17 protein-coding genes and 1 tRNA gene are annotated in these 24,916 nt (G+C 56.5%); 10 read left to right on the forward strand and 8 right to left on the reverse strand.

All coding sequences use genetic code 11. The features are described from left to right. Window positions 1–300 precede the first annotated feature (300 nt). A complete protein-coding gene (locus AC0TOF_RS13145) occupies window positions 301–588 on the forward strand; it encodes a hypothetical protein (protein WP_473768577.1) in 288 nt (95 codons plus the stop codon). On the opposite strand, the gene AC0TOF_RS13150 is transcribed toward AC0TOF_RS13145, so the two are convergent. After that, entirely contained in the window at window positions 568–2,010 is a 1,443-nt protein-coding gene (locus tag AC0TOF_RS13150) for a PAS domain S-box protein (protein ID WP_473768620.1), read from the reverse strand. The genes AC0TOF_RS13145 and AC0TOF_RS13150 overlap by 21 nt on opposite strands. Window positions 2,011–2,391: 381 nt before the next feature. Here AC0TOF_RS13150 and AC0TOF_RS13155 point away from each other — a divergent pair, with 381 nt between their 5' ends. Then, window positions 2,392–2,901 carry a BA14K family protein gene (locus tag AC0TOF_RS13155; protein WP_473768621.1) on the forward strand — a complete coding sequence of 170 codons (510 nt, stop codon included), beginning with the start codon at window positions 2,392–2,394 and terminating at the stop codon, window positions 2,899–2,901. Window positions 2,902–3,096: 195 nt separating this feature from the next. After that, on the forward strand, window positions 3,097–4,014 hold the full coding sequence (locus AC0TOF_RS13160; RefSeq protein WP_473768578.1) for a prohibitin family protein: 918 nt from the start codon (window positions 3,097–3,099) through the stop codon (window positions 4,012–4,014). A 45-nt stretch (window positions 4,015–4,059) separates the two neighbouring features. Here AC0TOF_RS13160 and AC0TOF_RS13165 read toward each other — a convergent pair whose 3' ends face one another. After that, complete coding sequence (locus tag AC0TOF_RS13165; RefSeq protein ID WP_473768579.1) at window positions 4,060–5,751, reverse strand: alpha/beta hydrolase; 1,692 nt, start codon at window positions 5,749–5,751, stop codon at window positions 4,060–4,062. A gap of 295 nt (window positions 5,752–6,046) precedes the next feature. Between AC0TOF_RS13165 and AC0TOF_RS13170 the strand changes: the two genes are divergently transcribed. Continuing rightward, window positions 6,047–6,122: transfer RNA gene (locus tag AC0TOF_RS13170), tRNA-Lys, on the forward strand. A gap of 94 nt (window positions 6,123–6,216) precedes the next feature. On the opposite strand, the gene AC0TOF_RS13175 is transcribed toward AC0TOF_RS13170, so the two are convergent. Next, window positions 6,217–7,629 (reverse strand): AcvB/VirJ family lysyl-phosphatidylglycerol hydrolase, encoded by a 1,413-nt coding sequence (locus AC0TOF_RS13175; protein ID WP_473768580.1) that lies wholly within the window; start codon window positions 7,627–7,629, stop codon window positions 6,217–6,219. Then, window positions 7,626–10,247 carry a bifunctional lysylphosphatidylglycerol flippase/synthetase MprF gene (gene mprF, locus AC0TOF_RS13180; protein WP_473768581.1) on the reverse strand — a complete coding sequence of 874 codons (2,622 nt, stop codon included), beginning with the start codon at window positions 10,245–10,247 and terminating at the stop codon, window positions 7,626–7,628. The genes AC0TOF_RS13175 and mprF overlap by 4 nt, the downstream gene beginning before the upstream one ends. A gap of 178 nt (window positions 10,248–10,425) precedes the next feature. On the opposite strand from mprF, the gene AC0TOF_RS13185 reads away from it, so the two are divergent. From AC0TOF_RS13185 to glmS, 3 genes are all read left to right on the forward strand, one after another. Further along, the gene (locus AC0TOF_RS13185) at window positions 10,426–11,199 is read left to right on the forward strand and encodes a cytochrome c biogenesis CcdA family protein (RefSeq protein WP_473768582.1); all 774 of its coding nucleotides are present in this window, start codon (window positions 10,426–10,428) and stop codon (window positions 11,197–11,199) included. A 59-nt stretch (window positions 11,200–11,258) separates the two neighbouring features. Further along, window positions 11,259–12,623 carry a bifunctional UDP-N-acetylglucosamine diphosphorylase/glucosamine-1-phosphate N-acetyltransferase GlmU gene (glmU, locus tag AC0TOF_RS13190; RefSeq protein WP_473768583.1) on the forward strand — a complete coding sequence of 455 codons (1,365 nt, stop codon included), beginning with the start codon at window positions 11,259–11,261 and terminating at the stop codon, window positions 12,621–12,623. Window positions 12,624–12,831: 208 nt separating this feature from the next. Then, entirely contained in the window at window positions 12,832–14,655 is a 1,824-nt protein-coding gene (gene glmS, locus AC0TOF_RS13195) for a glutamine--fructose-6-phosphate transaminase (isomerizing) (RefSeq protein WP_122003572.1), read from the forward strand. 65 nt (window positions 14,656–14,720) lie between these two features. On the opposite strand, the gene recG is transcribed toward glmS, so the two are convergent. Further along, on the reverse strand, window positions 14,721–16,829 hold the full coding sequence (gene recG / locus AC0TOF_RS13200) for an ATP-dependent DNA helicase RecG (RefSeq protein WP_473768584.1): 2,109 nt from the start codon (window positions 16,827–16,829) through the stop codon (window positions 14,721–14,723). 149 nt (window positions 16,830–16,978) lie between these two features. On the opposite strand from recG, the gene AC0TOF_RS13205 reads away from it, so the two are divergent. Continuing rightward, window positions 16,979–17,266 (forward strand): FAD assembly factor SdhE, encoded by a 288-nt coding sequence (locus AC0TOF_RS13205; protein WP_122003574.1) that lies wholly within the window; start codon window positions 16,979–16,981, stop codon window positions 17,264–17,266. Window positions 17,267–17,279: 13 nt separating this feature from the next. Further along, entirely contained in the window at window positions 17,280–20,792 is a 3,513-nt protein-coding gene (gene mfd / locus AC0TOF_RS13210; RefSeq protein WP_473768585.1) for a transcription-repair coupling factor, read from the forward strand. 21 nt (window positions 20,793–20,813) lie between these two features. Here the strand turns inward: mfd and AC0TOF_RS13215 are convergent, their stop codons facing one another. Both AC0TOF_RS13215 and AC0TOF_RS13220 read right to left on the reverse strand, forming a co-directional pair. After that, a complete protein-coding gene (locus AC0TOF_RS13215) occupies window positions 20,814–21,488 on the reverse strand; it encodes a DsbA family oxidoreductase (RefSeq protein WP_473768586.1) in 675 nt (224 codons plus the stop codon). A gap of 103 nt (window positions 21,489–21,591) precedes the next feature. Further along, window positions 21,592–23,439 (reverse strand): extracellular solute-binding protein, encoded by a 1,848-nt coding sequence (locus AC0TOF_RS13220; RefSeq protein WP_473768587.1) that lies wholly within the window; start codon window positions 23,437–23,439, stop codon window positions 21,592–21,594. 348 nt (window positions 23,440–23,787) lie between these two features. On the opposite strand from AC0TOF_RS13220, the gene AC0TOF_RS13225 reads away from it, so the two are divergent. Continuing rightward, the gene (locus tag AC0TOF_RS13225) at window positions 23,788–24,405 is read left to right on the forward strand and encodes an invasion associated locus B family protein (protein ID WP_006471370.1); all 618 of its coding nucleotides are present in this window, start codon (window positions 23,788–23,790) and stop codon (window positions 24,403–24,405) included. 82 nt (window positions 24,406–24,487) lie between these two features. Here AC0TOF_RS13225 and hspQ read toward each other — a convergent pair whose 3' ends face one another. Further along, window positions 24,488–24,826 carry a heat shock protein HspQ gene (gene hspQ / locus AC0TOF_RS13230; RefSeq protein WP_122003577.1) on the reverse strand — a complete coding sequence of 113 codons (339 nt, stop codon included), beginning with the start codon at window positions 24,824–24,826 and terminating at the stop codon, window positions 24,488–24,490. Window positions 24,827–24,916: the final 90 nt, after the last annotated feature.

The following is a 24,916-nucleotide window of genomic DNA, read 5'->3' on the forward strand; positions in this document are numbered from 1 at the left end:
AAGTTTCTGATATCCGGATTCTCTTAAAAATGCCCCTGCAAAATTGCAGGTCGTTCGTGGTGGCTTGTTTTGCGATGCCGGGTCGAGATTGATAGATCGCCGTAAGATTAAGTGACTTTACCAATCGTCTGTTGGGCCTACCTATTTGCGGGCAAGATATTCCAATTCTGGTCAGCTCTGAAAAGGAAAACAGAATGAAGTTTAAATTGGTTTCTGCAGCTCTCGCGCTTTTCGCGCTAACTGCTGTTGCTGAAGCGGCCACGCCTGTTGCTCCGGCGCCAATATCGGCTGTCGCTGCCAATGGCGCTGGTTCTGCCATTCAGGTTGATTATCGCTGCCCTCGCGGTGCGCTTCGCACGCGAAGCGGCCGCTGTGTATGGGATCGCCGCTGGCGCGATGATCGTCGCGGGTGGGATCGTCATTCACCCCGTTATTATCGCGAACGCCACCGTGATCGCTGGCGCCATGATCGTTATCGCCATCGTGATCGCGTATACATCGAGCCACGCCGTCGCGGCCCGCACAACTAAAGAACGAAAGGAGCAGCTATTCCGCTGCTCTTTTTCATCAGGCCGACTCGGCTTGTGAACGTGACATGCCGTCGAGGTGCGGGAACACATCCGCCGTCATAGGGGCGAGGACGTCAATTATCAGTCCGTCTGGTGCGAAGTCGATGTCGCATTTCGCCTTCAATTCGCCTGCGAGAACGGAATAGAGCAGCCGCTGGCCAAAGCCACGGCGGGCAGGGCGCTCGACCGCAGGTCCGCCGCTTTCGATCCAGCGCATATGAAGTTTCTGCTCGCCCTGTGTTTGAACGACATTCCAGTCGAATTGAACCGTGCCGTTTTCGTTGGAGAGCGCGCCATATTTCACGGCATTGGTTGCGAGTTCATACAGGCCCAGTGAAAGAGAAACCGTTACACGATCGCTCACTACGAGCGCCGGACCACGGGTACGAATTCTATGGCCGAACGTGCTGTTGAAAGGTGCGAGGGCGGTTTCGCAGATCTGACTGATAGTGGTACCCGTCCAGTCTTCCCTCAGCAGCATGTCGTGGGCCTGGCTAAGTGCCCGCAGCCGCTCGCTGAACAATTCGTTTGCCGTTTGCGGATCGGTGGCATTTCGCAAGGTCTGATTGGCGATGGATTGCACCATCGCCATTGAGTTCTTGAAACGATGCGAAATTTCCCGGGTTACCAAAGCTTTGTCCGCTTCGGCTTTCTTGCGCTCAGTGACGTCGATGACGATGCCCAGAAGTGTCGGCGATTTGCCTGGCAGCGCTTTAGCGCGGGTTTCGACCCAGCGCACCTGACCCAGCCTGTTCGTGATGCGATACTCCATCCGGAAAGACTTGCCGGTCGCAAAAGATTCCTGCGAACGCTGTACCAGCGTAATCCGGTCTTCCAGCGCCACCATATCGATGATCTTATCGTAGGTGACTGGCTCTTGCGGTGTCAGCCCGAAAATACGCCGATATTCCGGCGAACAGCTGATTTCACCGGTATGATAATCTCGCGTCCAGAAACCAACATTCGCCACTTCAATAATATATTGCAGTTGATCATTGCTGCGCTGTTTTTCAAGGGAAAGAGTTTCGCGTTCTTTTTCGAGTTCGACCAGTTTTCCGAGTTCCAGCGTCACATCAAGCTGCGATGAAACGAAGTGATGGAGTTCACCGGCCTCCGTTCTGACTGGGGAAATATGAAGCCGGTTCCAGAATGCTTCGCCTGACTTCTTGTAATTGAGAATATCGATATCGATTGACTGTTCTGCTTCAAGGGCTGTCCGGATCATCTCGACATGTTCAGGGTCTGTGCACTGGCCTTGAAGAAAGCGGCAATTCTTTCCTATGATTTCATCGGCCTGATAGCCGGTCAGACGCTGAAAGGCTCTGTTTGCAAAGACAATCGGGTTGTCGGGCAGTCGTGGATTTGTGATGAGCATCGGCATAGGCGTCAGTTCAACTGCTGCCGTGAAAGGATCAGCTTCCCGGGAGAAGGATGTTCCCATTGCTTCTACGGACGGCTGTACCTTTGTTGCCAATGCAAACCCCACTCGTTGAAACGATTACTACAGCATTTCCAGCAAAAGTGCGAAGCGGTTTTGCGTTGGAAAATGCGCAAAAACAAAGAGATAGAGCGATTCCGCAATCCCATTCCATCTGGAACTACCCTTGCTGCCCTACTTCACGCAAGTTATCCGATTGTCGCGTAATTTGCTAACCAAAATAATGGAATAGCGAGAACGAATTCCGGTCTCCTCCGTTAGAATACGGATGAAATAGCTGCCTATTGCTTGCCATCAAATGAGTTTGCAGAATTTAGCGTAGTGTTCAGCGGGGATTCATAAACGGACAGCAATGATGGCATCATAGAAATGGAGAAACATAGGATGAACACCTTCAAAAAGATGATGGTCGGCCTTGTGGGTGCCAGCTTTCTGATTGGGGCGATGGTTCCAGTCTCGGCTGCACCCGTCATGCCCACTGCGCCTGCGGCAAGTAACGAGAATATTCAGCAGGTCCGTGACGACTGGCGCCGCGGGCCTAGACATGGTCACTGGGGCGGATACCGGCCCGGACCGCGTCCGGGTTGGCATGGCCGTCCTTACCGTCCGGGACCAGGTTACTGGAACGGCCACAGGGGTTATCGCTATTATCGCCATGGCTATCGTCGTCATAACGACGGATGGTGGTATCCGCTCGCTGCATTCGGCGCTGGCGCAATCATTGGTGGTGCAATCGCCGCTCCGCCGCCGCCACCAGTCTACCGCGCACCTGCTTATAGTTACAGCAATGCGCACGTCCAGTGGTGCTATAACCGTTACCGGTCCTACCGAGCATCTGACAATACGTTCCAGCCGTATAACGGCCCCCGTCAGCAGTGTTACTCACCCTACTAACGAGGAAAACTCGTTAAACTCGACAAAGCCGCTCTCTTTGGGCGGCTTTGTTTCGTTTACTGATGCTGCTTGGTGCATCCTTGAGTGGTTGTCATTCGTGCCGGTACATCTTAAAAGGCGATCCGGGGCGGGTATCCGGGATGCACTTGTTGAATCACTCTCGCCCTTTTGCAGCCGAGCGTCGAAGGAGACTTGATGCCCCAGATTTTACCCAAAGCACTGGCCGGTGTTGTTATACTCGGTATACTGAGCGTTGTACTGGGTTCCTGGTACACAATTGACGAAGGTGAGCGCGGCGTTGTCCTGCGCTATGGTGCAGTTTCCGGCGTCGCGCAGCCGGGGCTCGGCTTTAAAATTCCGGTGATCGATTCGATTGTGCGAATATCGGTGCAATCCAAGGCCGCGATTTACAACAGCATGGAAGCTTACAGCCGCGATCAGCAGCCAGCCACGATGAACCTGTCGGTCAACTATCGCATTCCGCCAGACCGTGTGGAAGAAGTCTACGCCACCTATGGCGGTGAAGACGGCCTATTGTCCCGCCTTGTGGAGCGACGCGTTTTTGAGGAAAGCAAGACTGTTTTCGGCAAATTCAACGCCGTCGAGGCTATTCAGGAGCGTAGCCGTCTCAATCAGGAAATTGCGCAGGCGATTCAGAACAGTGTGCGCGGTCCGGTCATCATCGATACGGTGCAGATCGAGAATATCGATTTTTCGGACTCCTATGAGCAGTCCATCGAACAGCGCATGTTGGCCGAAGTCGAAGTGCAGCGTCTTCGTCAGAATGCGGAGCGCGAAAAGGTGCAGGCTGAAATCACGGTGACGCAGGCAAAAGCGCAGGCAGATGCTCGCCGCGCCGAAGCAGAGGCCCAGGCGGATGCCGTTCGTCTTCAGGCGGAGGCCGAGGCTGACGCTATAAGGCTGAAGGGCGAGGCGGAAGCAACCGCCATCAAGGCGCGTGGCGATGCACTTCGCGACAATCCGGGTCTTGTTGCGTTGACGCAGGCCGAGAAATGGGATGGGCAACTGCCAACCACGATGCTGCCGAACGGAGCGATCCCGATGTTGAATTTGAACAGTTCCCAGACCCCGCAGAAATCGCCCGATTATTGATCGGCCGAATGAGCAGCAGCGCGGCTTTGGCCGATTAGAAACATTCTATCCGCCGCGCTGTTCATGGCCTTCATTTGCGTCATCCATTTTCTGGCGCAAATATTGTTTGAGCTTGACGATCTTGTCTGTATCCCATCCGGTCACGTCGGTAATTTCCAACCACGCATCGAGATAGTGTTCCGGCGCATACACATGCCCGTGCCCCATCGGTGTTGTTGTTCCAAAAGCCATATCAAGGGCGAGCTGGAGCATGGTCACAACGGGATACCACCGCAGTTCCGGTGACACATCGGGCCCGCGCGGCGCGTGCATCCAGTCGGGCTGACGGTAGAAGGACAGCGTGTCGAAGAAAGTTACCGGATCGCTGGCATATTGCAGATAGATCACGCGCATTGGCCCCCAGCGTGTTCCATTTCCGGGGGCTTCGCCATTCTGATTCATGAAACGCGCAAAGGAGCCGTCCCTGAAAACCGGCAACCATTCCGGCGTTCCCGGATTCCTTCGTCTGGTCATGGCTTTCCAGTCGCGGCTAGGGAAAGGAGGGCCGCTCCATAGTGCCCCGTTGATCGGATCGTCGAGCATTTCGAAAAGCTCGGACGAGACTTCCGAGTTCATTGCGCCGAGGCTCAAACCATAGAGATACAGTCGCGGACGCCTCTCACGCGGCAGATTTCTCCAAGAGTTGTAGACGGCAATGAACAGTGCCCGCGACGCTTCCGCTCCATATTCAGGTTGAAAGAGCAACGATAAGGGACTGGAAAGATAAGAATACTGCACGGCGATGCTGGCCACGTCCCCATGATGCAGAAACTCCAGACCGTCCATTGCAGCAGGGTCAACCCACCCGGTGCCGGTAGGCGTGATGACGACCAGTACCGACCGATCAAAGCCGCGTTGCCGCTTCAGTTCCTCCAATGCAAGTTCAGCTCGTTGTTCCGGCGTGTCGGCGACTTGCAGGCCAGCATAGACCCGTATGGGGTCGATTGCCTTTTCTCCGGTCACAGCCGCGATGTCTGCAGCTGCAGGGCCGGAGGAAACAAATTCACGCCCAGCCCGCCCAAGCTCGTTCCAATGCAAAAGCGACGCAGCGCTGCCGGTTTTGTTAGGGGCTGTCGGTTGTGGGTGATCCGGCTCGATCAAAGCGTCATATTCACGAAAGGAACGGTCCAGAACCTTGAAAGCGGACTCGATAAGCAGCCCATTTGCAATCGTCCAGACAAGCACGACCGTAATCGCAACGCCGAGCACATTGGCCACCCGGCGAGGCATCACGAGTTGCACCTTCGCGGAAACGAACCGCCCAAACTGGACGAGAAGGCGAACGAGGACCAACAGAATGAGGAATGTCACGATGGTCAAAACCGACACGCTCATCGGATAGGCGCTGGGCACCGGCTCCATGTCCATGACAGTTCGAACCGAATTCTGCCAGCCTGCAGCAAAATAGAGCGCTACGACAGCCGCTGCGAAACAGATAATGCCGACCGCAAGATTGGCTTGGCTGCGCAGTCGGTCTTTGGGTTCCGGCAATTCCAGGTAATGCCAAAGCCAGCGCCACAGCACGCCGATGCCGTAACCGGCTCCAAAAGCGACGCCTCCAAGGATTCCCTGCATGACATACGTGCGCGGAATGAGGCTCGGCGTAAGCGAAGCAGCGAAAAACAAGGTGCCTACAGCTATACCCACACCGGACAACGAGCGTCGGAAATGGAAAAATGCCTTGGTGGCCAGAGACATGAAACACCGTTCTGTGAGATCATTCCGATGAAACTAAAACATTCCCAGCAAAAGTGGAAACCGGTTTACGTCAAGATTCGGCATTGAGAATCGAATTTTCACTGAGGGAGCAGTAGCCCCGACGGGTCCGGAAAGTGCACATTCACCCGCATCTGGAAGCCGCAGCGTGAGACGGAGTATCCCTTATCTGTGATTTTTTGAATTTATGTTGAAGAAACCTGATTTTATGGTGTTGACCAATCCGCAAGCCGCCCTTATGTTCCGCCGCACTTCCGGGGCGATTTGCTCCATAAGGGAGCGCGTAGCTCAGCCGGTAGAGCAACTGACTTTTAATCAGTAGGTCCAGGGTTCGAATCCCTGCGCGCTCACCAAAATCAATAACTTAGCACCGTTTATTTAAGTCTGCTTTTACAGCAGCCTACGTCTTTTGCAGACATGCGTAGTGATGTCCTTTTTGACCGTCTATCAACTGGCCGGTCGTGGCGGCAATCCGGCACGGGTGCGCATCTTTTCCAGCAGGCTGGCAGCAATTGGCTCATAATTTTCATCGAAATGATGACCGCCAGCCAGTTTCATGACTTCCATGCCCTTCAGTTCGGGAGCAGTGCAGGCAGTATCCTCTTCTTCCTGGCCATAGACACAAACCACCCGGTCAAGGGGGATCGTCGATATGGCCGGAATGACCTCCTTGTCACCATCCATTCCAAGCCATCCTTCAATGGAAACCTGAAATGTGGTTGTGGTTTCAACACCGAGTAGGCCGATCATTTTCGTCCGGTCCTGTATGGCGGCAGGCAGATATTTCCAGGCAAACGGAAATGTATCAGCGCCAAATGAATAGCCTAGAACAGCTACCGGCAATTTATTCGTCGGGTCAGCTTTTTTGATTATCGCCGTCGTATCATTGGCGATTTCCTCTGGTGTGCGTTCTGACCAGAAATAACGCAGAGAATCCACACCGATCACGTGGACGCTGTGCGCCTGCAGCCATTCGCCAATGGATTTGTCGAGGTCGCGCCAGCCGCCGTCTCCCGAATAGAAGACCGCAATCATATCGGCTTTTCCGTTCTTGGCGGGGAGGTCGACTATAGGGAGGGCTTCGTTTTTGGCATCCTGATCCGCCATGGCCACGACATTGTCGACGGCCATTTTCAGGCGTGCCGGAAACGCAGGAGCAGATTGAAGTACGGTGAAATTTTCCTGTCGGGCTGCAACGGGATCGTTGACCGGCGATCCGGTTGGTCCAATTACAAGGACAGGGGCCGGAATTGAAACATTGAAACCATAGGTGAAGCCTCCACCGGGGGCCTTGGTTGCTGCGGCTTTTTCCGTGCATGAAGGCAGGTGGGTCTTGGCCGGAACCGGATCAAGCGCAACAGCGCCCGCAATCGTTGCATCCGGCGAATCCGAGGCGGCCGCATAAGCAATGGTCGCGCCTTGTCCAACGCCTGTCAGGACGGGGTGAAAATAGACGCTGAGATCCAGCCCACGCAAGGCTTCCTTGGCGATGGCTTCGAAATCGGAGTCCAGATAGTTGCATTCGCCGTCCTCCTTATCGAGAGCGGCGCGCCATGGGCCTAGCTCGACCGGCAGAACGATCATGTTCCGGGCAAGCATGGCATCCATGAATTGTTTTTCCCGGTCGCCTATGCCGCCCTCATCGCTCAGCAGGATAGCAAGACCCACTGGATCGTTCTCGGGCATGTAAACGGGGATATTGGATAGCCTCTCGGCGCTGGCATGAATAACCGGTTCGTCGGAATCGATTATTTTTGTCCAGAGCCGGGCGATTTTACCCGTGTGCAATGCGCCGTATATACCCGCCGCTGCCACCAAAGCCAGCCCGAGCACAATAGAGAGAACGCGTCTTTTCGTCATTTGCGGATGAACTCCAGGGGGCTGCCATTGATGAGGGTTGTGGCATCGAGGAGCGCACGTGGCGTCTCAAGTCCGCCCGGGCAAACCATATAATGCGGGGTCCAGACAGGGTCGAATTTTTCCTTGAAGGCTTTCAGTCCGCCGAAGTGATAGAGATCGGCGCCGCGCTTGTAGATGAAAGAACCAAAGCGGTTCCAGCGGGAGGCCAGCCGACTGCCGCTCAGGCCGGAAAGGGGGGCGGCGCCAAGGTTGAACCACTTGTACCCTTGTTCCTTGCCCGCCATCATCAGTTTTGCGAACAGTGCGTCCATCAGAAGTTTGTGCACGTCGGGCATATAGCGCATGAGGTCGACGGTGATTTCATACTTGTTCGCACCGCGCCAAATATTGGCGAAAGCCACGATTTCGCCTTCACTTTTCAACACCGCGACGTCGAAACGTTTCATATAATCGTCATCGAAATAACCCAGCGAAAACCCCTTTTCGCTGCCTGATTTGAAGTCGAGCCACGCGTCGGAAATCTCCCGCAAGCGAGGAATGAGCGGTGGCACGTCAGCTGCAGGGATGATTTCAAATGTCAGTCCGTCCTTGTCGACCTTGCGGTCGGCATAGCGAAACGGCTGGCGGCGTGGACCATCGAGCGAGAAATTGGCGAGATCGACACGCGCGACTTCGCCCAGTTTCAGCGCGACCAGGCCCATGTCCAGAAACAAAGGCAGGCTTTGCGGGCCAACGCCATAAAACACGGTTCGCAAGGCAAGCTTGTCGGCCAGTCCGTGGAATGACCACGCGAGCTCCTTGCCGGTCTGTTCATTGCCGATGGGATCGCCGAGCGCGATCAGGCTACCGCCAGACTGCGCATACATGATGAAGGAACTCTCGTCGGGAGCGAGCAGAAACTGCTTGTCGCCGAGCAGCGCCAGAGCAGCGTCGGTATGCGGGCATTGGGCGACGAGAGCAGGCACGGAATCGGGTATCGAATAATCCACCTTCCGCCAGCGGTGCCCATTCCTGTTGATGATAGAATAAAGGCCGGCTGCGGCAACCACGGCGAAGACAAGGACCGTTGCCCGTAGAAACCGGGGTGCATTGCCATTCCAGGCGAAATCCCACCAGAGAGTGTTGGAATATTCCACGTGGCGATAGACGAAGAAGCCGAGCCATGTGGAAACGAGCACAGTCGTGCCGACTGTCGCGATCCAGTTCCAGCTCAGGTCAAACGGTCCCGAAATGGGGCGGCGATAGAACGAATCCCGGAACCCCCACAGCGTGAAAGCGAAGAGGCACAGGGTGATAGCTTCTTCCCAATCAAGGCCTTTGGTCAGCGAAAAAGCTGCGCCGCTGAGGAGAAGTATTTGCGCGGCTACCCAGGCACGGGCAAGCCTCTTCGAGAGGCCGCGAGCAACGATGAGCAGCGCGACGCCAACGAGACTGGCGGCGAGGTGCGACATTTCCATGAAAGATTCCGGAACGATATCGGAGAGCACTTCGACGCGGTAACGGAGGTCTGGCGTGGCCCCGGAAACGAGAAGCATGATCCCGCCCAGAAAGATGATACTGGCAGACAGGGCTGGGATGAGTGGCTCGACCAGCCGCTTGGCAAAGCGCGCCTGCTTGCCGAGCATATGGCGGCGGCGCATGATCTCCCATATGAGAATGCCTGCTGTGGCCACGACAAGCGGCATGACGGTATAGACAAGCCGGTATGCAAGAAGGCCCGCGATGGCATCCGGCTTGCCGCCGAGACCAAGCCCCGCAATGATGGTCGCTTCAAATGCACCCAGGCCACCTGGAGCATGGCTGGCGATACCAAGCACGATGGCGATCACATAGACCAGTGCGAAAACCGCAAAGCTAGGCACAGCGTCGGCAGGCATGAGGACATAGAGCGTGGCGGCCGCAGCCCCCACATCGACAAGCCCGGCAAAGATCTGGGTTAATGCGCCTTTGGAGTTCGGCAGACGCAGGCTGAACGAGCCTATCGTGAAACTGCGTTGTCCATGCGACAGCCAGAAGATCAGCCAGCCAACACCTCCCAGAATGGCGATGCCCGCAACAATATCGATGCGGGGATCAATGGTGGAAAGCCATGGGACGTCCTTTGGGTCGATCAACAAGGCTGCCCCCACCATGATGATCAGGGCAAACCAGATCGCAAACCAAGAGGTCCCGACAATCTTTCCGATGTCGGCAAGGCTCACACCTTCTGCCGCATAGATGCGATAACGCAGGGCACCACCGGTCAGCAGCGAAAAGCCGAGTGCGTTGGATATCGCATAGCCAGCAGCACCCGCCACAGCAGCAATTCGGCGCGGTATCTGGTTGGGCGCGATCGTATCCACGGCCACGACATCATAGAGCGCGACTGCCGCATAGCTTAGAGCTGTGAAGAACACGGCCAGGCCGAGCGTCGTCCATGAGATGTTGTGGAAGGCAGCTAGCGTTTCCGTGCGAGACGTATGCTGGAGCAGATTTTCCAGCACATAAATTGCAAGCAACGCAATGGCGATACCGGCTATCGGGAACAAAAAATGTTGGTAGCGGGTGAACCAGCCATGATGTCTTGCTGACGTTTCGGATGGCATGGGAGGCACTTCGTCATCATCAATAAGGCTCATAGGAACATCGTCCGGTTGGAGCAACATATATAAATCGCGCAATGATCTCGATTTAGGGCGAACTTGTGGTCGAGCGAGATGCCGCATTGAAAATATTCAAAGTAGAGCCGAAATTGGTCTATATAGGCCCACGGTTGAGAGGGGCCGCAAGTGATTTGACGAATTGAAAGAGGTATTGGTGCTCAATATTTCATACATGACTGCGGTCGGAGCTGGCGCATTGTCGTTTCTTTCGCCCTGCGTCCTTCCGCTGGTGCCGCCCTATCTGTGCTATATGGCGGGTGTGAGCGTCGAGGATTTCCGTGCAGAGAAGGGGGCAACCGTTGCGGTAGCACCTTCGGCGCGTCGTTCGCTGGCATTTGCCGCCATCTGTTTTGTTCTCGGATTCACGACTGTTTTTGTGGCGCTTGGCGCTGGTGCTTCTTCAATCGGTGCCTTCCTTCGCGCCTGGCAGCAGGAAATTGCAATCGTCGCGGGCGCCGTCATCATATTGATGGGACTGAATTTCCTTGGCGTTCTGCGCCTGTCGTTCTTGTCCCGCGAAGCGCGTTTTCAGGCACGTAACGCTCCGGCATCGCCACTTGGTGCCTACATTATGGGACTGGCATTTGCCTTCGGCTGGACACCGTGCATCGGGCCTGTTCTCGGGCCGATTCTGACGCTTGCAGGCGGTAGCAGCACGGTTGGCGAGGGGGCGCTGTTGCTGGCGATCTATTCGCTCGGCCTCGGCATTCCATTTATGATAGCTGCCCTTTTTTCCGGCGCATTCATGCGTTTTCTTTCGCGTTTCCGGGTGCATCTCGGCAAGGTGGAGAAAGCGATGGGTGCGCTTCTGGTGGTTGCCGGCGTTTTGTTCCTGACCGGCGGCATGCAGTCCTTCTCGTACTGGATGCTTGAAACCTTTCCTGCACTCGGGCAAATCGAAGGTCTTTTCCTGAAGACTGGCGTGTAAGTTTTCATAGACGCTTTGATGTTATGAGCGAAGATCATCTCAATTTTTTGGACGATACCATGACAGACCGTACCTGCCTTTCCATCGTGCTTGCTGCTGGAGAAGGCACGCGCATGAAATCCAGCCTGCCCAAAGTGTTGCATCAGGTGGCGGGATTGCCGCTGGTTTCGCATGTGGTCAAGGCAGTTCAGGGCACCGGCAAAAGCGATGTTGCGCTGGTCGTGGGGCGTGGCGCTGACGAAGTGCGGGCGGCGGTGGAAAAGAATGCAGGGTCGGTGTCGGCCTTCGAGCAGAAGGAACGTCTCGGTACAGCACACGCTGTCCTGGCAGCGCGCGCAGCAATTGAGCGCGGTTATGACGATTTGCTCATCGTTTTTGGTGACACGCCGCTGATCGAGGCGCAATCTCTGCAAAGGGCTCGGGAGCGGCTGGCCGCAGGCGCCGATGTAGTCGTTATCGGTTTCCGTCCGGATAATCCGCACGGCTATGGACGTCTGATTGAAGAAGGCGACAAACTGGTTGCCATCGTTGAGGAAAAAGAAGCAAACGAAGCGCAGAAGCAGATCGGTTTCTGCAATGGCGGGCTTATGGCTGTTCGCGGCCAACACGCTCTGGCGCTTCTGGATGCCGTCGATAACAACAACGCCAAGGGCGAATATTACCTCACCGACATTGTTGCCATCGCTCATGGCAGGGGCATGAATGTGATGGCCATCGAAGTCCCGGTCGACAATGTGATCGGCATCAACAACCGCGTCGAACTGGCTGAAGCAGAAACCATCTGGCAGCAGCGCAAGCGCCGCGAGATGATGCTGGCAGGTGTGACGCTTATTGCGCCTGAAACAGTGTTTTTCTCCCACGACACGCTGATTGAGGCCGATGTTGTTGTTGAGCCGAACGTCTTCTTCGGTCCCCACGTGCATGTTGCGTCGGGAGCCCTGATCCATTCCTTCTCGCATCTTGAGGGGGCTGAAGTTGGCCCGAAGGCGGAGATCGGGCCGTTTGCACGCCTACGTCCGGGCGCAAATCTGGGCGAAAAGACCAAGGTCGGCAATTTCTGCGAAGTGAAGAACGCCACTGTGCACAAGGGCGCGAAGATCAATCACCTGACCTATATTGGCGATGCAACCGTCGGCGCAGGGAGCAATATCGGCGCTGGCACGATCACCTGCAACTACGATGGCTACAACAAGTATAAGACGGTGATCGGCGAAAACGCGTTCATCGGGTCGAACAGTTCGCTGGTTGCACCGGTGGAAATCGGCGACAATGCCTATATCGCATCGGGCAGCACGATCACCGACAATGTTCCTGCCGACGCGCTGGCTTTTGGCCGCGCGCGGCAAGAAACCAAGGAAGGTCGGGGGAAAATCCTGCGGGAGAAGTATGCCGCCATCAAAGCGGCTAAAACCCCGGCGAAATAAATCATCCAATAGCTTGGAGCATTTCCAGCAAAAGTGTGAAGCGGTTTTGCGTTCGGAAATGCGGCGGAAACAGACAGATAGAGCGGTTCCAACTATTCCGTAAAAGCAGAACCGCTCTAAACGAGCGGCAATCCATCGGGTTGCCGTTCTGCGTTAGAATCTTTAAACCGCGAAGCACACGTCTCAAACGTCGGATCTGGAGCAACCCATGTGTGGAATTATCGGCATTATCGGAAATAACGAAGTCGCTCCGCTTCTCGTGGATGCACTGAAGCGGCTTGAATATCGCGGCTACGATTCTGCCGGTATCGCCACATTGCAGAACGGCAAGCTCGACCGTCGCCGTGCCGAAGGCAAGCTGGTCAATCTGGAAAAGCGACTGGCAGGAGAGCCGCTACCCGGTGTCATCGGTATCGGCCACACACGCTGGGCGACGCATGGCAAGCCTGTGGAGCGCAATGCCCATCCGCACATTACCGAGCGCCTTGCGGTCGTTCATAACGGCATCATCGAGAATTTCGCCGAGCTTCGTGCCATGCTCGAAGCGGAAGGCTACAAGTTCCAGACGGAAACCGATACCGAAGCCGTCGCCCATCTGGTGACCCGCGAACTGGCAAAGGGCAAGTCCCCGGTCGAGGCTGTCCGCGACAGCCTGCCGATGCTGCACGGCGCTTTCGCGCTCGCCTTCGTGTTCGAAGGAGACGAAGAACTCCTGATCGGAGCGCGTCAGGGACCGCCGCTTGCTGTCGGTTATGGCGAAGGTGAAATGTTCCTCGGTTCCGACGCTATTGCGCTGTCGCCTTTCACCGATACCATCGCCTATCTCGAAGATGGCGATTGGGCTGTGCTGACGCGGAAGGGCGTGACCGTTTACGACGAGAACAACAACGAAGTTGAGCGCCCGATCCAGAAGACGCAGACGGCAAATATGCTTGTCTCCAAGGGCAATCACCGTCACTTTATGCAAAAAGAGATGTTCGAGCAGCCGGAAGTCATTTCTCATACGCTCGCCAATTATCTCGATTTCACCACGGGCAAAGTGCGTCAGGAAGCGATTGGCATCGATTTCAGCAAGATCGACCGCCTGACGATCTCTGCCTGCGGCACGGCCTATTATGCGGCATCTGTCGGCAAATACTGGTTTGAGCAGATTGCGCGTTTGCCGGTGGATAGCGATATCGCTTCCGAATTCCGCTATCGCGAAATGCCGCTGTCGAAGGATTCGCTGGCAATGTTCGTGTCGCAGTCCGGTGAAACGGCTGATACGCTGGCATCGCTGCGCTACTGCAAATCGCAAGGGCTGAAAATAGCTGCCGTCGTCAACGTGACGGGCTCGACCATTGCGCGCGAATCCGATGCCATTTTCCCGACGCTCGCAGGGCCGGAGATCGGTGTCGCCTCGACCAAGGCTTTCACCTGTCAGCTCTCGGCCATGGCCTCATTGGCGATTGCCGCAGCCAAGGCGCGTGGCGCAATCGATGACAAGCGGGAACAGGAACTGGTGCGTCAGCTTTCCGAAGCACCGCGTTTCATCAATCAGGTGCTGAAGCTGGAAGACCAGATCGCGGCAGTCTGTCATGAACTCGCCAAAGTCAGTCATGTGCTTTATCTCGGTCGCGGCACGTCCTTCCCGCTTGCCATGGAAGGCGCGCTGAAGCTCAAGGAAATTTCCTATATCCACGCCGAAGGCTACGCCGCTGGCGAATTGAAGCACGGCCCGATTGCGCTGATCGATGAAACGATGCCGGTAATCGTCATCGCGCCGTCTGATCGTCTCTATGAAAAGACCGTTTCCAACATGCAGGAAGTTGCTGCGCGCGGCGGTCGCATCATTCTCATCACCGACAAAAAAGGCGCAGAAGCTGCCAGCATCGACACGATGGCAACCATCGTTCTGCCGGATGTACCGGAATTCATCACGCCGCTTGTCTATGCGCTGCCGATCCAGATGCTGGCCTATCACACCGCTGTTCTGATGGGCACCGATGTTGACCAGCCGCGCAATCTCGCGAAGTCGGTCACTGTCGAATAAATTCAATTCACTAAAGGGAAAACTTTATAAGTTGATAGAAATGGCGGCGGAGTGCCGCCATTTTGCTATCCCGCCCGCAAGAGCCTGATCGCTTCGTCTCGCCCAAAGAGATAGAGCAATATCCGCAGCGCCTGTCCGCGTTCGGATTCTAGGTCTGGATCGCTCGTCAGAATATAGCGTGCGTCCTTGCGGGCGATTTCCAGAAGATCTCCATGCGCTTCGATGGAAGCCAGACGGAAACCCGGTGTTCCCGATTGCCGTGTACCGAGCAATTCGCCTTCGCCACGCAGTTTGAGATCTTCCTCGGCGATGCGAAAACCGTCTTCCGTCTCGCGCATTACCTTCAGCCGGGCTTGCGCGACTTCACCGAGCGGCCCCTTGTAAAGCAGCAGGCAGGTTGATGGTTTATCGCCGCGGCCTACACGCCCGCGCAGCTGGTGCAATTGCGACAAGCCGAACCGTTCGGCATGTTCGATGACGATGATCGTCGCATCGGGCACATCCACGCCGACTTCGATCACTGTGGTGGCGACCAGAACCCGGGTTTCACCCTGCTTGAACGCTCGCATGGCCTCATCTTTTTCCGCTCCGTTCATGCGGCCATGGATAAGGCCGATGCGATCTCCAAAGACGGGTTTGAGGCTCTCAAAGCGCTCTTCGGCGGATGTCAGTTCCACGACTTCGGATTCTTCAACCAAAGGACAAATCCAGTAGATTTTCTGTCCTTCTCCGACAGCCTTACGGATGCGCTCGACAAGTTCGCCCATGCGCTCCATGGGTACTATGGCAGTCGTGATGGACTGCCGTCCGGCGGGTTTCTCGGTCAGTTTCGACACATCCATGTCGCCAAAGGCGGTGAGGACTAAGGTGCGCGGAATGGGCGTCGCCGTCATGACCAGCATATCCGGTGCCGAACCTTTGGCTGTCAGCATCAAGCGTTGATGCACGCCGAAGCGGTGTTGTTCATCGATGATGACCAGAACGAGGTCGTGATATTCGACCTTTTCCTGAAACAGCGCATGCGTGCCGATCACGATGTCGATGTCACCGCTTTTCAATCCTTCAAGTACAGCATTCCGGTCACGACCCTTTTCGCGGCCAGTGAGGAGCGCTGCCTTCAGTCCTGCCTTTTCGGCAAGCGGCGCAATCGTCGCAAAATGCTGGCGTGCGAGCACCTCGGTCGGAGCCATAAGAGCGGATTGACCGCCGGATTCGGCAGCGTGCGCCATGGAAAGCAACCCCACCACCGTCTTGCCGGAGCCGACATCGCCTTGCAAAAGCCGCAACATGCGCTCCGGCGATTTGAGGTCTGTGATGATTTCGCGAACGGCCTGATCCTGCCCCTTGGTCAAGCGATAGGGCAGGTGCCGCATGATTTCGGCGACGATGCGTCCTGTGCCCTCTAGAGGGCGACCGGAAAGTCGCCGCGTCTTGGCGCGCACGAGAGCCAGCGCCAATTGTCCGGCCAGAAATTCGTCATAGGCGAGCCTGCGTCGCGAAATGCTTTCCAGCGCGATATCGGAAGGGTCTTCCGGCAGGTGAAGCGTGTTGAGCGACTGCTGGAAACTGGTGAAGCGCTCCCGCGCCAGCAGAGGCGGGTCGATCCATTCCGGCAGCGGAGGCACGCGGGTCAATGCTTCCTTGACGGCACGCGCCAGCGTCTTGGACGACAGGCCCGCAGTTAGCGGATAGACTGGCTCGACCATTGGCAGATTGGCCGCATCTTCCGGGCTCGCAATATAGTCCGGATGGACCATGGAGGCGCGGCCGTTGAACCATTCCACCTTGCCCGATACGATGACGGTCTCACCTTCGGGCAGCATTTTTTGCAGCCACGGCAATTGCGCGTGGAAGAAGGTCAGCGCAATTTCGCCTGTCTCGTCATGCGCGAAGACGCGATGCGGGACATTTCCGCGTCCGGGCGGCGCTGGCTGGTGTTGGTCGACAGTGACTTCCAGCGTGACGATTGCACCCTCCGGCGCGTTGACGATGCCGGGGCGATTTCGCCGGTCTATTACGCTATGCGGGGCCAGAAATAGAAGCTGGCCAACCTTCGGCTCAGCACCCGGCATGTCAGTGCCAAGCAGTTTGCCGAGCAGAGCCGCAACCTTCGGGCCAATGCCGGAAAGCGAACGAACGGAAGCAAAAAACGGGTCAAGAACGGATGGACGCATGGCGGGAGCATTAACTGCTTCGTCTCGCCGTGCAAGGGCGAGACGCAATCTTTCTGTGCTCTTTTTGTTCTTGTTGGATAAACGGGTTCCCGTTTGCGGCGCAGATGCTATATACCAGCAGCAATTTGAATGACTGGAGCTTACCGAGGATGACTGGCAGCATATTGGCGACGGAAAATCTGGATGTACGGCGCCGTAAACTTCTGTTCCGCGCGTGGCACCGCGGTATGCGCGAGATGGATCTGATCCTCGGGCAATATGCGGATGAGTATATTGTCGGCTTCACCGACCCGCAGCTTGATGAATTCGAGCATATTCTCGAAGTGCTCGACCGCGATCTTCTCAAATGGGTAACGGGCGAAAGCCCGATCCCGGCCGATTTCGACACGCCCCTGTTCCGCGATATTGTCGCCTTCCGCGACCGTATTGAATTCTGAGTTCAAGGTTCCCATGCCCGTTTTCAGCAAACTAGGTCTCAAGTCCTCCAGCGCGCCCGGGGCAAAACGTCATATCGTGATCGACGGTGTTGCCGACGGTTACGAGGCGTTCTGTCTCGCTCGGCTGGTGGAAGAGATCGGCGAACGCGGACCGATTATGTATATCGTGCGCGACGGGCAGCGCATTGCCGATCTTGAACAGGTGCTGGGTTTCGTGGTCCCGGATATGCCGGTTCTGCATCTGCCCGCATGGGACTGTCTGCCTTATGATCGCGTGTCGCCGGGAGCGGATGCTGCTGCGCGCAGGCTCACAGCGCTCGGTGCATTGGCCGCACTCAAGAAGACGCCGCATCCAGCCGTCGTCCTGACCACAGCCAATGCGGTCTTGCAAAAGCTGCCGCCTCAGGCGGCAATCGCCGAACAGGTGATTTCTGCACGTCCCGGCAACCAGCTGGATATGAACGATCTGGCATCCCGGCTGGAGCGCAACGGTTTCGAACGTGTGTCGACGGTGCGTGATATTGGCGAATTTGCCGTGCGCGGCGGTATTCTCGATCTTTATGCGCCGGGTTCGGAAGAACCGCTCAGGCTCGATTTCTTCGGCGACACGCTGGAGACGATTCGCGCCTTCGATCCTGCTTCGCAGCGCACGACCGGAACGCGCAAGGAATTCGTGCTCCAGCCGATGAGCGAAATAACGCTTTCAGCCGAAATGATCAGTCGGTTCCGCAAGAATTATGTCGCCATGTTCGGCGCACCACAGCGTGACGATGCGCTCTATCAGGCGATCAGTGAAGGTCGCCGTTTTGCCGGCATGGAACACTGGCTGCCGCTGTTCTATGACACACTCGATACCGTATTCGATCATGCGGGCAATATGCCGGTGGTCTTTGACCACCTCGTCCACGAGGCGCTGACCGAACGCCACACGATGGTCGTCGATCATTACGAGGCGCGGCTGCGGCAGGCGGAAGGTAAGGAACCGGGCAGCGATGCCGTGCCTTACAAGCCGGTTAAGCCGGAAACGCTTTATCTTACTCCTGCGGAAGTTGAGAAACACGCTGAAGCCGGTGGGATGCGTATTGACCTGACGCCGTTCGGCGCGCCGGAGGTCACAGGGCGGACGATTATTCATGCCGATGTGCATAAGGGCCGCAGCTTTGCCGAGGAACGCGCCGCTACCGACGTGAACCTGTTTGAAGCGGTGGTGAAGCATATTGCCGAACTGCGTGCTACGGGCAAAAAGGTGCTGGTTGCTGCCTGGACGGAAGGTTCGCTGGACCGTCTTTTGCAAGTGCTCGACGAGCATGGGCTGGAAAAGATCGAATCGGTTGACCGGCTTTCCACGGTCAAGGCGCTTTCACGCGACAAGGTGACGGCGGCTGTGCTGGCCGTTGAAAGCGGATTCGACGCTGGCGATCTCGTCATCGTGGCCGAGCAGGATATTCTCGGCGACCGTCTTGTGCGCCGTTCCAAGCGCCGCAAGCGCGATCAGGATTTCATCTCGGAAGTCGCCTCGCTGACGGCTGGCGACATTGTCGTCCACGTTGATCATGGTATCGGTCGTTTTATTGGACTCAAGACAATCACGGCGGCGGGTGCGCCGCATGATTGCCTTGAAATCCATTATGCAGGCGATGACCGGCTGTTCCTGCCTGTCGAAAATATCGAGCTTCTGTCGCGCTATGGTTCGGAAGGGTCCGATGCGGTTCTCGACAAGTTGGGTGGCGGCGCATGGCAGATGCGCAAGGCCAAGCTCAAGAAGCGGCTCCTTGAGATTGCCGGGCATCTGATCCAAATCGCTGCCGAACGCCAGATGCGCGGCGCGCCGGTCATGACGCCACCGGATGGTCTCTATGCCGAGTTCGCCGCTCGCTTCCCGTACGATGAAACCGACGACCAGCTGACGGCAATCGAGTCTGTGGCGGACGACCTGGCTGCTGGTAAGCCGATGGATCGCCTCATCTGTGGCGATGTCGGCTTTGGCAAGACGGAAGTGGCGCTGCGTGCTGCTTTCATTGCGGCGATGAGCGGCGTTCAGGTCGCGGTTGTCGTGCCGACGACGCTTTTGTCGCGCCAGCATTTTAAGACCTTCTCAAAGCGTTTCCATGGCCTGCCCATCAATGTTGCCCATGCATCGCGCCTCGTTGGGACGAAGGAGCTTGCAGCGGCCAAGAAGGGGCTGGAGGAAGGAACCGTCGATATTGTCGTCGGCACCCATGCGCTTCTGGGCTCGTCCATCAAGTTCAAGAATCTCGGACTGCTCATCATCGATGAGGAGCAGCATTTCGGCGTCAAGCACAAGGAACGGCTGAAGGAACTGAAGTCGGACGTGCATGTGTTGACATTGTCAGCCACACCAATCCCGCGCACCTTGCAGCTTGCGCTGACCGGTGTGCGCGAACTGTCGCTCATTACTACGCCTCCCGTCGATCGCATGGCGGTGCGCACCTTCGTTTCGCCGTTCGATCCACTTGTCATTCGCGAAACCCTTCTGCGTGAGCGTTATCGTGGTGGTCAAAGCTTCTACGTATGCCCGCGTATTTCCGATCTTGGCGAGATCGAGGAATTCCTGAAAACCCATGTGCCTGAACTGAAAGTGGCCGTGGCTCATGGCCAGATGGCGCCGGGCGTTCTCGATGACATCATGAACGCCTTCTATGACGGCCAGTATGATGTGCTTCTTTCCACGACCATCGTGGAATCGGGTCTCGATATTCCGACGGCCAACACGATGATCGTGCACCGTGCTGATATGTTCGGCTTGGCGCAGCTCTACCAGTTGCGTGGTCGCGTCGGGCGCTCCAAGCAGCGCGCCTTCGCGTTGTTTACGCTTCCTGCGGGCAAGATGCTGACGCAGATGGCGGAACGCCGCCTCAAGGTTCTGCAATCGCTAGACACGCTGGGGGCGGGCTTCCAGCTTGCCAGCCACGACATGGATATTCGTGGCGCGGGTAATCTGCTCGGCGAGGAACAATCGGGCCATATCAAGGAAGTTGGCTTCGAGCTTTATCAGCAAATGCTGGAAGAAGCCGTGGCCACGCTCAAGGGAACGATCGAGGTTGAAGACAGCCAGTGGTCGCCGCAGATCGCTATTGGCACGGCGGTGATGATTCCGGAAGCCTATGTTCCCGATCTTCAATTGCGCCTCGGCCTCTATCGCCGTCTCGCCGATCTGGAAGAGCCGCAGGATATCGATGCCTTCGGCGCGGAACTTATCGACCGTTTTGGCCCGATGCCGGACGAAGTGCAGCATCTGCTCAAGATCGTTTACATCAAGGCGCTCTGCCGCCGTGCGAATGTCGAGAAGCTCGACGCGGGTCCGAAGGGCGTGGTCATCCAGTTCCGCAATGCAACCTTCAACAATCCGGTCGGTCTGGTGAAGATGATTGGCGAACAGGGCTCCATGGCCAAGATCAGGCCGGACCAAAGCATCGTCTTCATCCGCGACTGGCCGACGCCGGAAAAGCGTCTCAACGGTTCCGCCGTCATCATGACGCAACTGGCGAAGATCGCGGCGGGTTAATCCCCCGCCGTTATTTTCGGCCTATCGATCCTCGGCAATTCCCGGCTCAAAACCTTCGGCCGTCTGGCGGATGGCGTCGGCAAGGACATCGGCCGTCTGTGCGCCCATGACAGCGTATTTCTGGTCGATGATGAAACAGGGTAGGCCGCGCACGCCAATGCGGCTGGCAGTGTCGATCTCCTCGCGAATTGTCGCCTTGTCGGCATCGCTTTGGAGGAGCCGGGCGACAACTGCTGCGTCCATGCCGACGCTTGCCGCCGCATCAACCAGCACTTCATGGTCGCCAATATCCTGTCCCTGCTCGAAATAGAGCGAAAACAACAGGCCAACCATCCGATCCTGCGTATCGGGTGCAGCCTGCGCCGCCCAATGGATGACGCGATGTGCGTCGAGCGTATTCGGCGCGCGGGCGATGGCGTCGAAATCGAACACGATGCCATTTTCCTCGCCAAGCTCGGTCAGTTGTTTATGAATGTCACCGATCTTGCCGCCGCTACCGAATTTCTCCCGCATATAGGCTTGGCGATCCTTGCCTTGCGGAGGCAGTGTAGGGTCCAACTGGAAGGGACGCCAGCGCACCTCAGCCTCCACGTCCGGCGCCATGGCAAGAGCCGCTTCGAGGCGCTTGCGCCCTAGAAAACACCATGGGCAGACGACATCCGACACGACATCGATAGTTATCTTTCTGGCGGCCATGGTTCAATCTCCGTGCAGGAACCGGAGGTTTAGCCTCCGGTCGAGTATCTATATTATATTGGGTGCATGTAGGGCGAATTACGCTGGCGTTAAAGCCCGCTCATTATTTTGCGCGCCACCATGTCGGCAGTTGAAAACCGTAGAGCGAGGTCTTCTGTGGATGTTCGATGCGATCCCACCGCGCCACCCATTGATAGGGCAGATAGTAAAGCGGAACGTAATAGTCGCCGGAGAGAAGCACCCGATCAAGCGCGCGGACCGCACTGACGAAATCTGCGCGGGTTCTTGCAGCCAGCAGCGCTTCGATCATCGCATCGACCGCCGGATCGGCAACACCGGGATAGTTGAAGCTTCCCTGCACATCCCGCGAGGCCGCACCCCAGCGCATCCATTGTTCATTGCCGGGCGAAAGCGAGCCGGTCAGTGCGCCGAGTATCATGTCATAGTCGAATGTCTGCAGGCGTTGCTGATACTGGGCATCATCTGCGGTGCGGATTTCTGCAGTAATGCCTAGCCGCGCAAGATTGCGCTTATATGCTAGCGCGACCTTTTCCTCGTCGGGAGAGCGCGTCATGATTTCGAACGCGAGCGGTTTGCCCGAAGGATCGACCGCAAGACCGTGTTCAAACCGGAAGCCGGCCTCTGTCAGCAGATCATAGGCCTTCTTTGCCGGCGTGCGATCGTGGCCGCTGCCGTCCGTTACTGGTGGGTGCCATGTGCCATTCATGACATCTTCGCGGACAGCGTCGGGAAAAGGCGCAAGCAATTGCTTCTCGCGGTCGTCTGCCGGCTTGCCGACGGAAGAAAGCTCCGATCCTTCCCAGTAACTCTGCGTGCGCCGATATTGATCGGCAAAGAGATTGCGGTTGGCCCATTCAAAGTCGAACAGCAGCCCCAGCGCTTGCCGGACCCGGCGGTCGGCAAAAATCGGGCGGCGCGTGTTGAATACGAATCCCAGCAGATTTGCTGGCGTGCCTTTTTCAAAGCTGTCCTTGATAACCCGTCCCTGTTTTACAGCCGGGAAATCATAGAGCTTTTCCCAGCGTGTCGGGTTAGCTTCGATGAAAACATCGAGCAGGCCCTTCTTGAACGACTCGAACAGGGAAGTCTCATTGCGATAATATTCAATCGTCAACGTATCGAAATTATTGAGCCCGCGTTGTGAGGGCAAGTCCTTGCCCCAATAGTCAGGGCTGCGCTTGTACACAATACGTTGGCCGGGTTGCACGCCGGAAACAAGGTACGGGCCGCTACCGACAGGTGGTTTCAGTGACGAGTTGCCGAAGGTTTCGCGATCAATGGCGTGCTTAGGCAGCACAGGCATCGACGACGCAACGAGCATTGGAAATTCGCGGTCCGACTTGTCATTGAAGGTGAAGCGGACAGAGCGTTCGCCCGTCTTCTCGATCTTTTCGACACGGCTCATCCGGTTGTTATAGGGGGGGCGCCCTTTTTCCGTCAGGATGTCGTAGGTGAAGAGCACGTCGTCCACCGTGACCGGCTGGCCGTCAGACCATTTCGCCCTCGGGTTCAGGGTGAATTCGACCCATTTGCGTTCCGGATCGACTGCAACCCTTTCAGCCAGCAGGCCGTAAAGGGTGAATGGCTCGTCTCGCGAGCGCTGCATGAGGGTTTCGTAAACCAGATTGCCGAGATCAACATCACCGAACAGACCTCGCGCGGTCGTGCGCATGCTTTTCAGCACAAATGGATTGAGGCTGTCGAACGTGCCGACAACGCCCATTGTGAGGGCGCCGCCCTTCGGCGCGTCGGCGTTAGCATAGGGGAAATGGGTGAAGTCGGCTGGCAGAGCTACGTCCCCGTGCATGGAGAGCGCATAGTCGGGCTGTGCTTCTGCCATCGCCTGTGCGGGCATCGTACCGACGGCGGCTCCGGTCAGGCTCGCAAGAACCAATTTGCGGAGAAAGGCAATCAATCCGTTCAACTTCAATCGTCCATTGTAAATAAGTTTGAAGGTCGCATCCGAAGACGCCGATTCGGAACCGAAAACTAGCATGATCGTACATTAAGTGCGGAAATAGGGCGTGTCCGTCGCGTGACAGTGGGAGCTAAAACAAAGATTTTGGCGGATTCCGAGCATGGAATGTCGAAACTCATCTGGATTCATACCCCTAGTCGTTGTAACACGGCTCCGGATTGGGCCCGCATAGGGCCTGAATGGGGGCTAAAACCCTCAAGGTCACGCTGTTGCCGCATTTTCAAACCAGTGACGGTCTATCGCTGACTTAAATACAGAACGGGAACTATAGATCAGAGCGTTGAAAGGAACCTGTTGATCATGTCCAGCACGAAGACAATCGCTGCCGCATCTGCCATTGCTGGCGCGTTCGCCCTGCTTGCCTCCGCGACGATGCCTGCATCGGCGCAGCAGCCGCCACAGGGCTGGTTCAAGGTCTGCTCGAAGCAGGAAGACAATGACATCTGCAACACGCAGAACATCGTCACCGCGGATTCCGGCCAGCTCCTGACTGCCGTCAACCTCATCGAGATCAAGGGCAAGATCAACCGCAAGATCTTTCAGGTGACCGTTCCTATCGGTCGTCTGATTCCTGCCGGTGTCGGCCTTCAGATCGACAACAACAAGCCGGTCAAGCTCGAATACGGCATCTGCTTCCCGGATCGCTGCATCGCCGAAGCTCCGCTGACCGACGATCTCATTAATGCGCTCAAGAAGGGCGGCAAGCTGACCCTGACTTCGGTCAACTATCAGAACAAGCCGAACCCGATTCCGGTAGCGCTCACCGGTTTCTCTGGCGCTCTGACCGGCCCAGCCCTCAAGCAGTCGGAACTGGAAGAACGCCAGAAGGAACTTCAGGACGCCGTCCAGAAGAAGCAGAAAGACTTTGAAGCCAAGATGAAGGCTGAACAGGACAAGGCAAAGGGCGCAGCGAACTAAGTTGCATCCAGTCTGTTACGAGAAAGGGGCGCCCGGAGCGCCCCTTTTCTTTTAAGCTATGATTTCAAGAGAAAGCTCTATCTTAGTTAGAATGCTGTGATTTCACGCGATAGGAACCGTTGTCCAGCCGATCGAACATTTCGTCGATCTGAGGATGACGCAAAGGCTCGCCGCTTAAATCCGGAACAAGGTTCTGTTCCGATACATAAGCAACATATTCGGATTCCGCGTTTTCAGCCAACAGATGGTAAAAGGGTTGATCACGATGCGGACGTGCTTCCTCGGGAATGGACGCATACCATTCTTCCGTATTCGCGAACTCGGGGTCCACGTCGAAGATCACCCCGCGGAAGGGGAACAGCCGGTGCTTGACGACCTGGCCGATCTGAAATTTTGCGTGCTTTATCTGTGTCATACCCATGCAACATTATGTAGTTCACCGCGCGACAAATTAAAGTCGGCGGGAACCCGCAATTCTGTCAGTCTGATGTTTCGGATTAGCTGAAAACCG

It is taken from the genome of Ochrobactrum sp. PL_is501 (assembly GCF_055816895.1).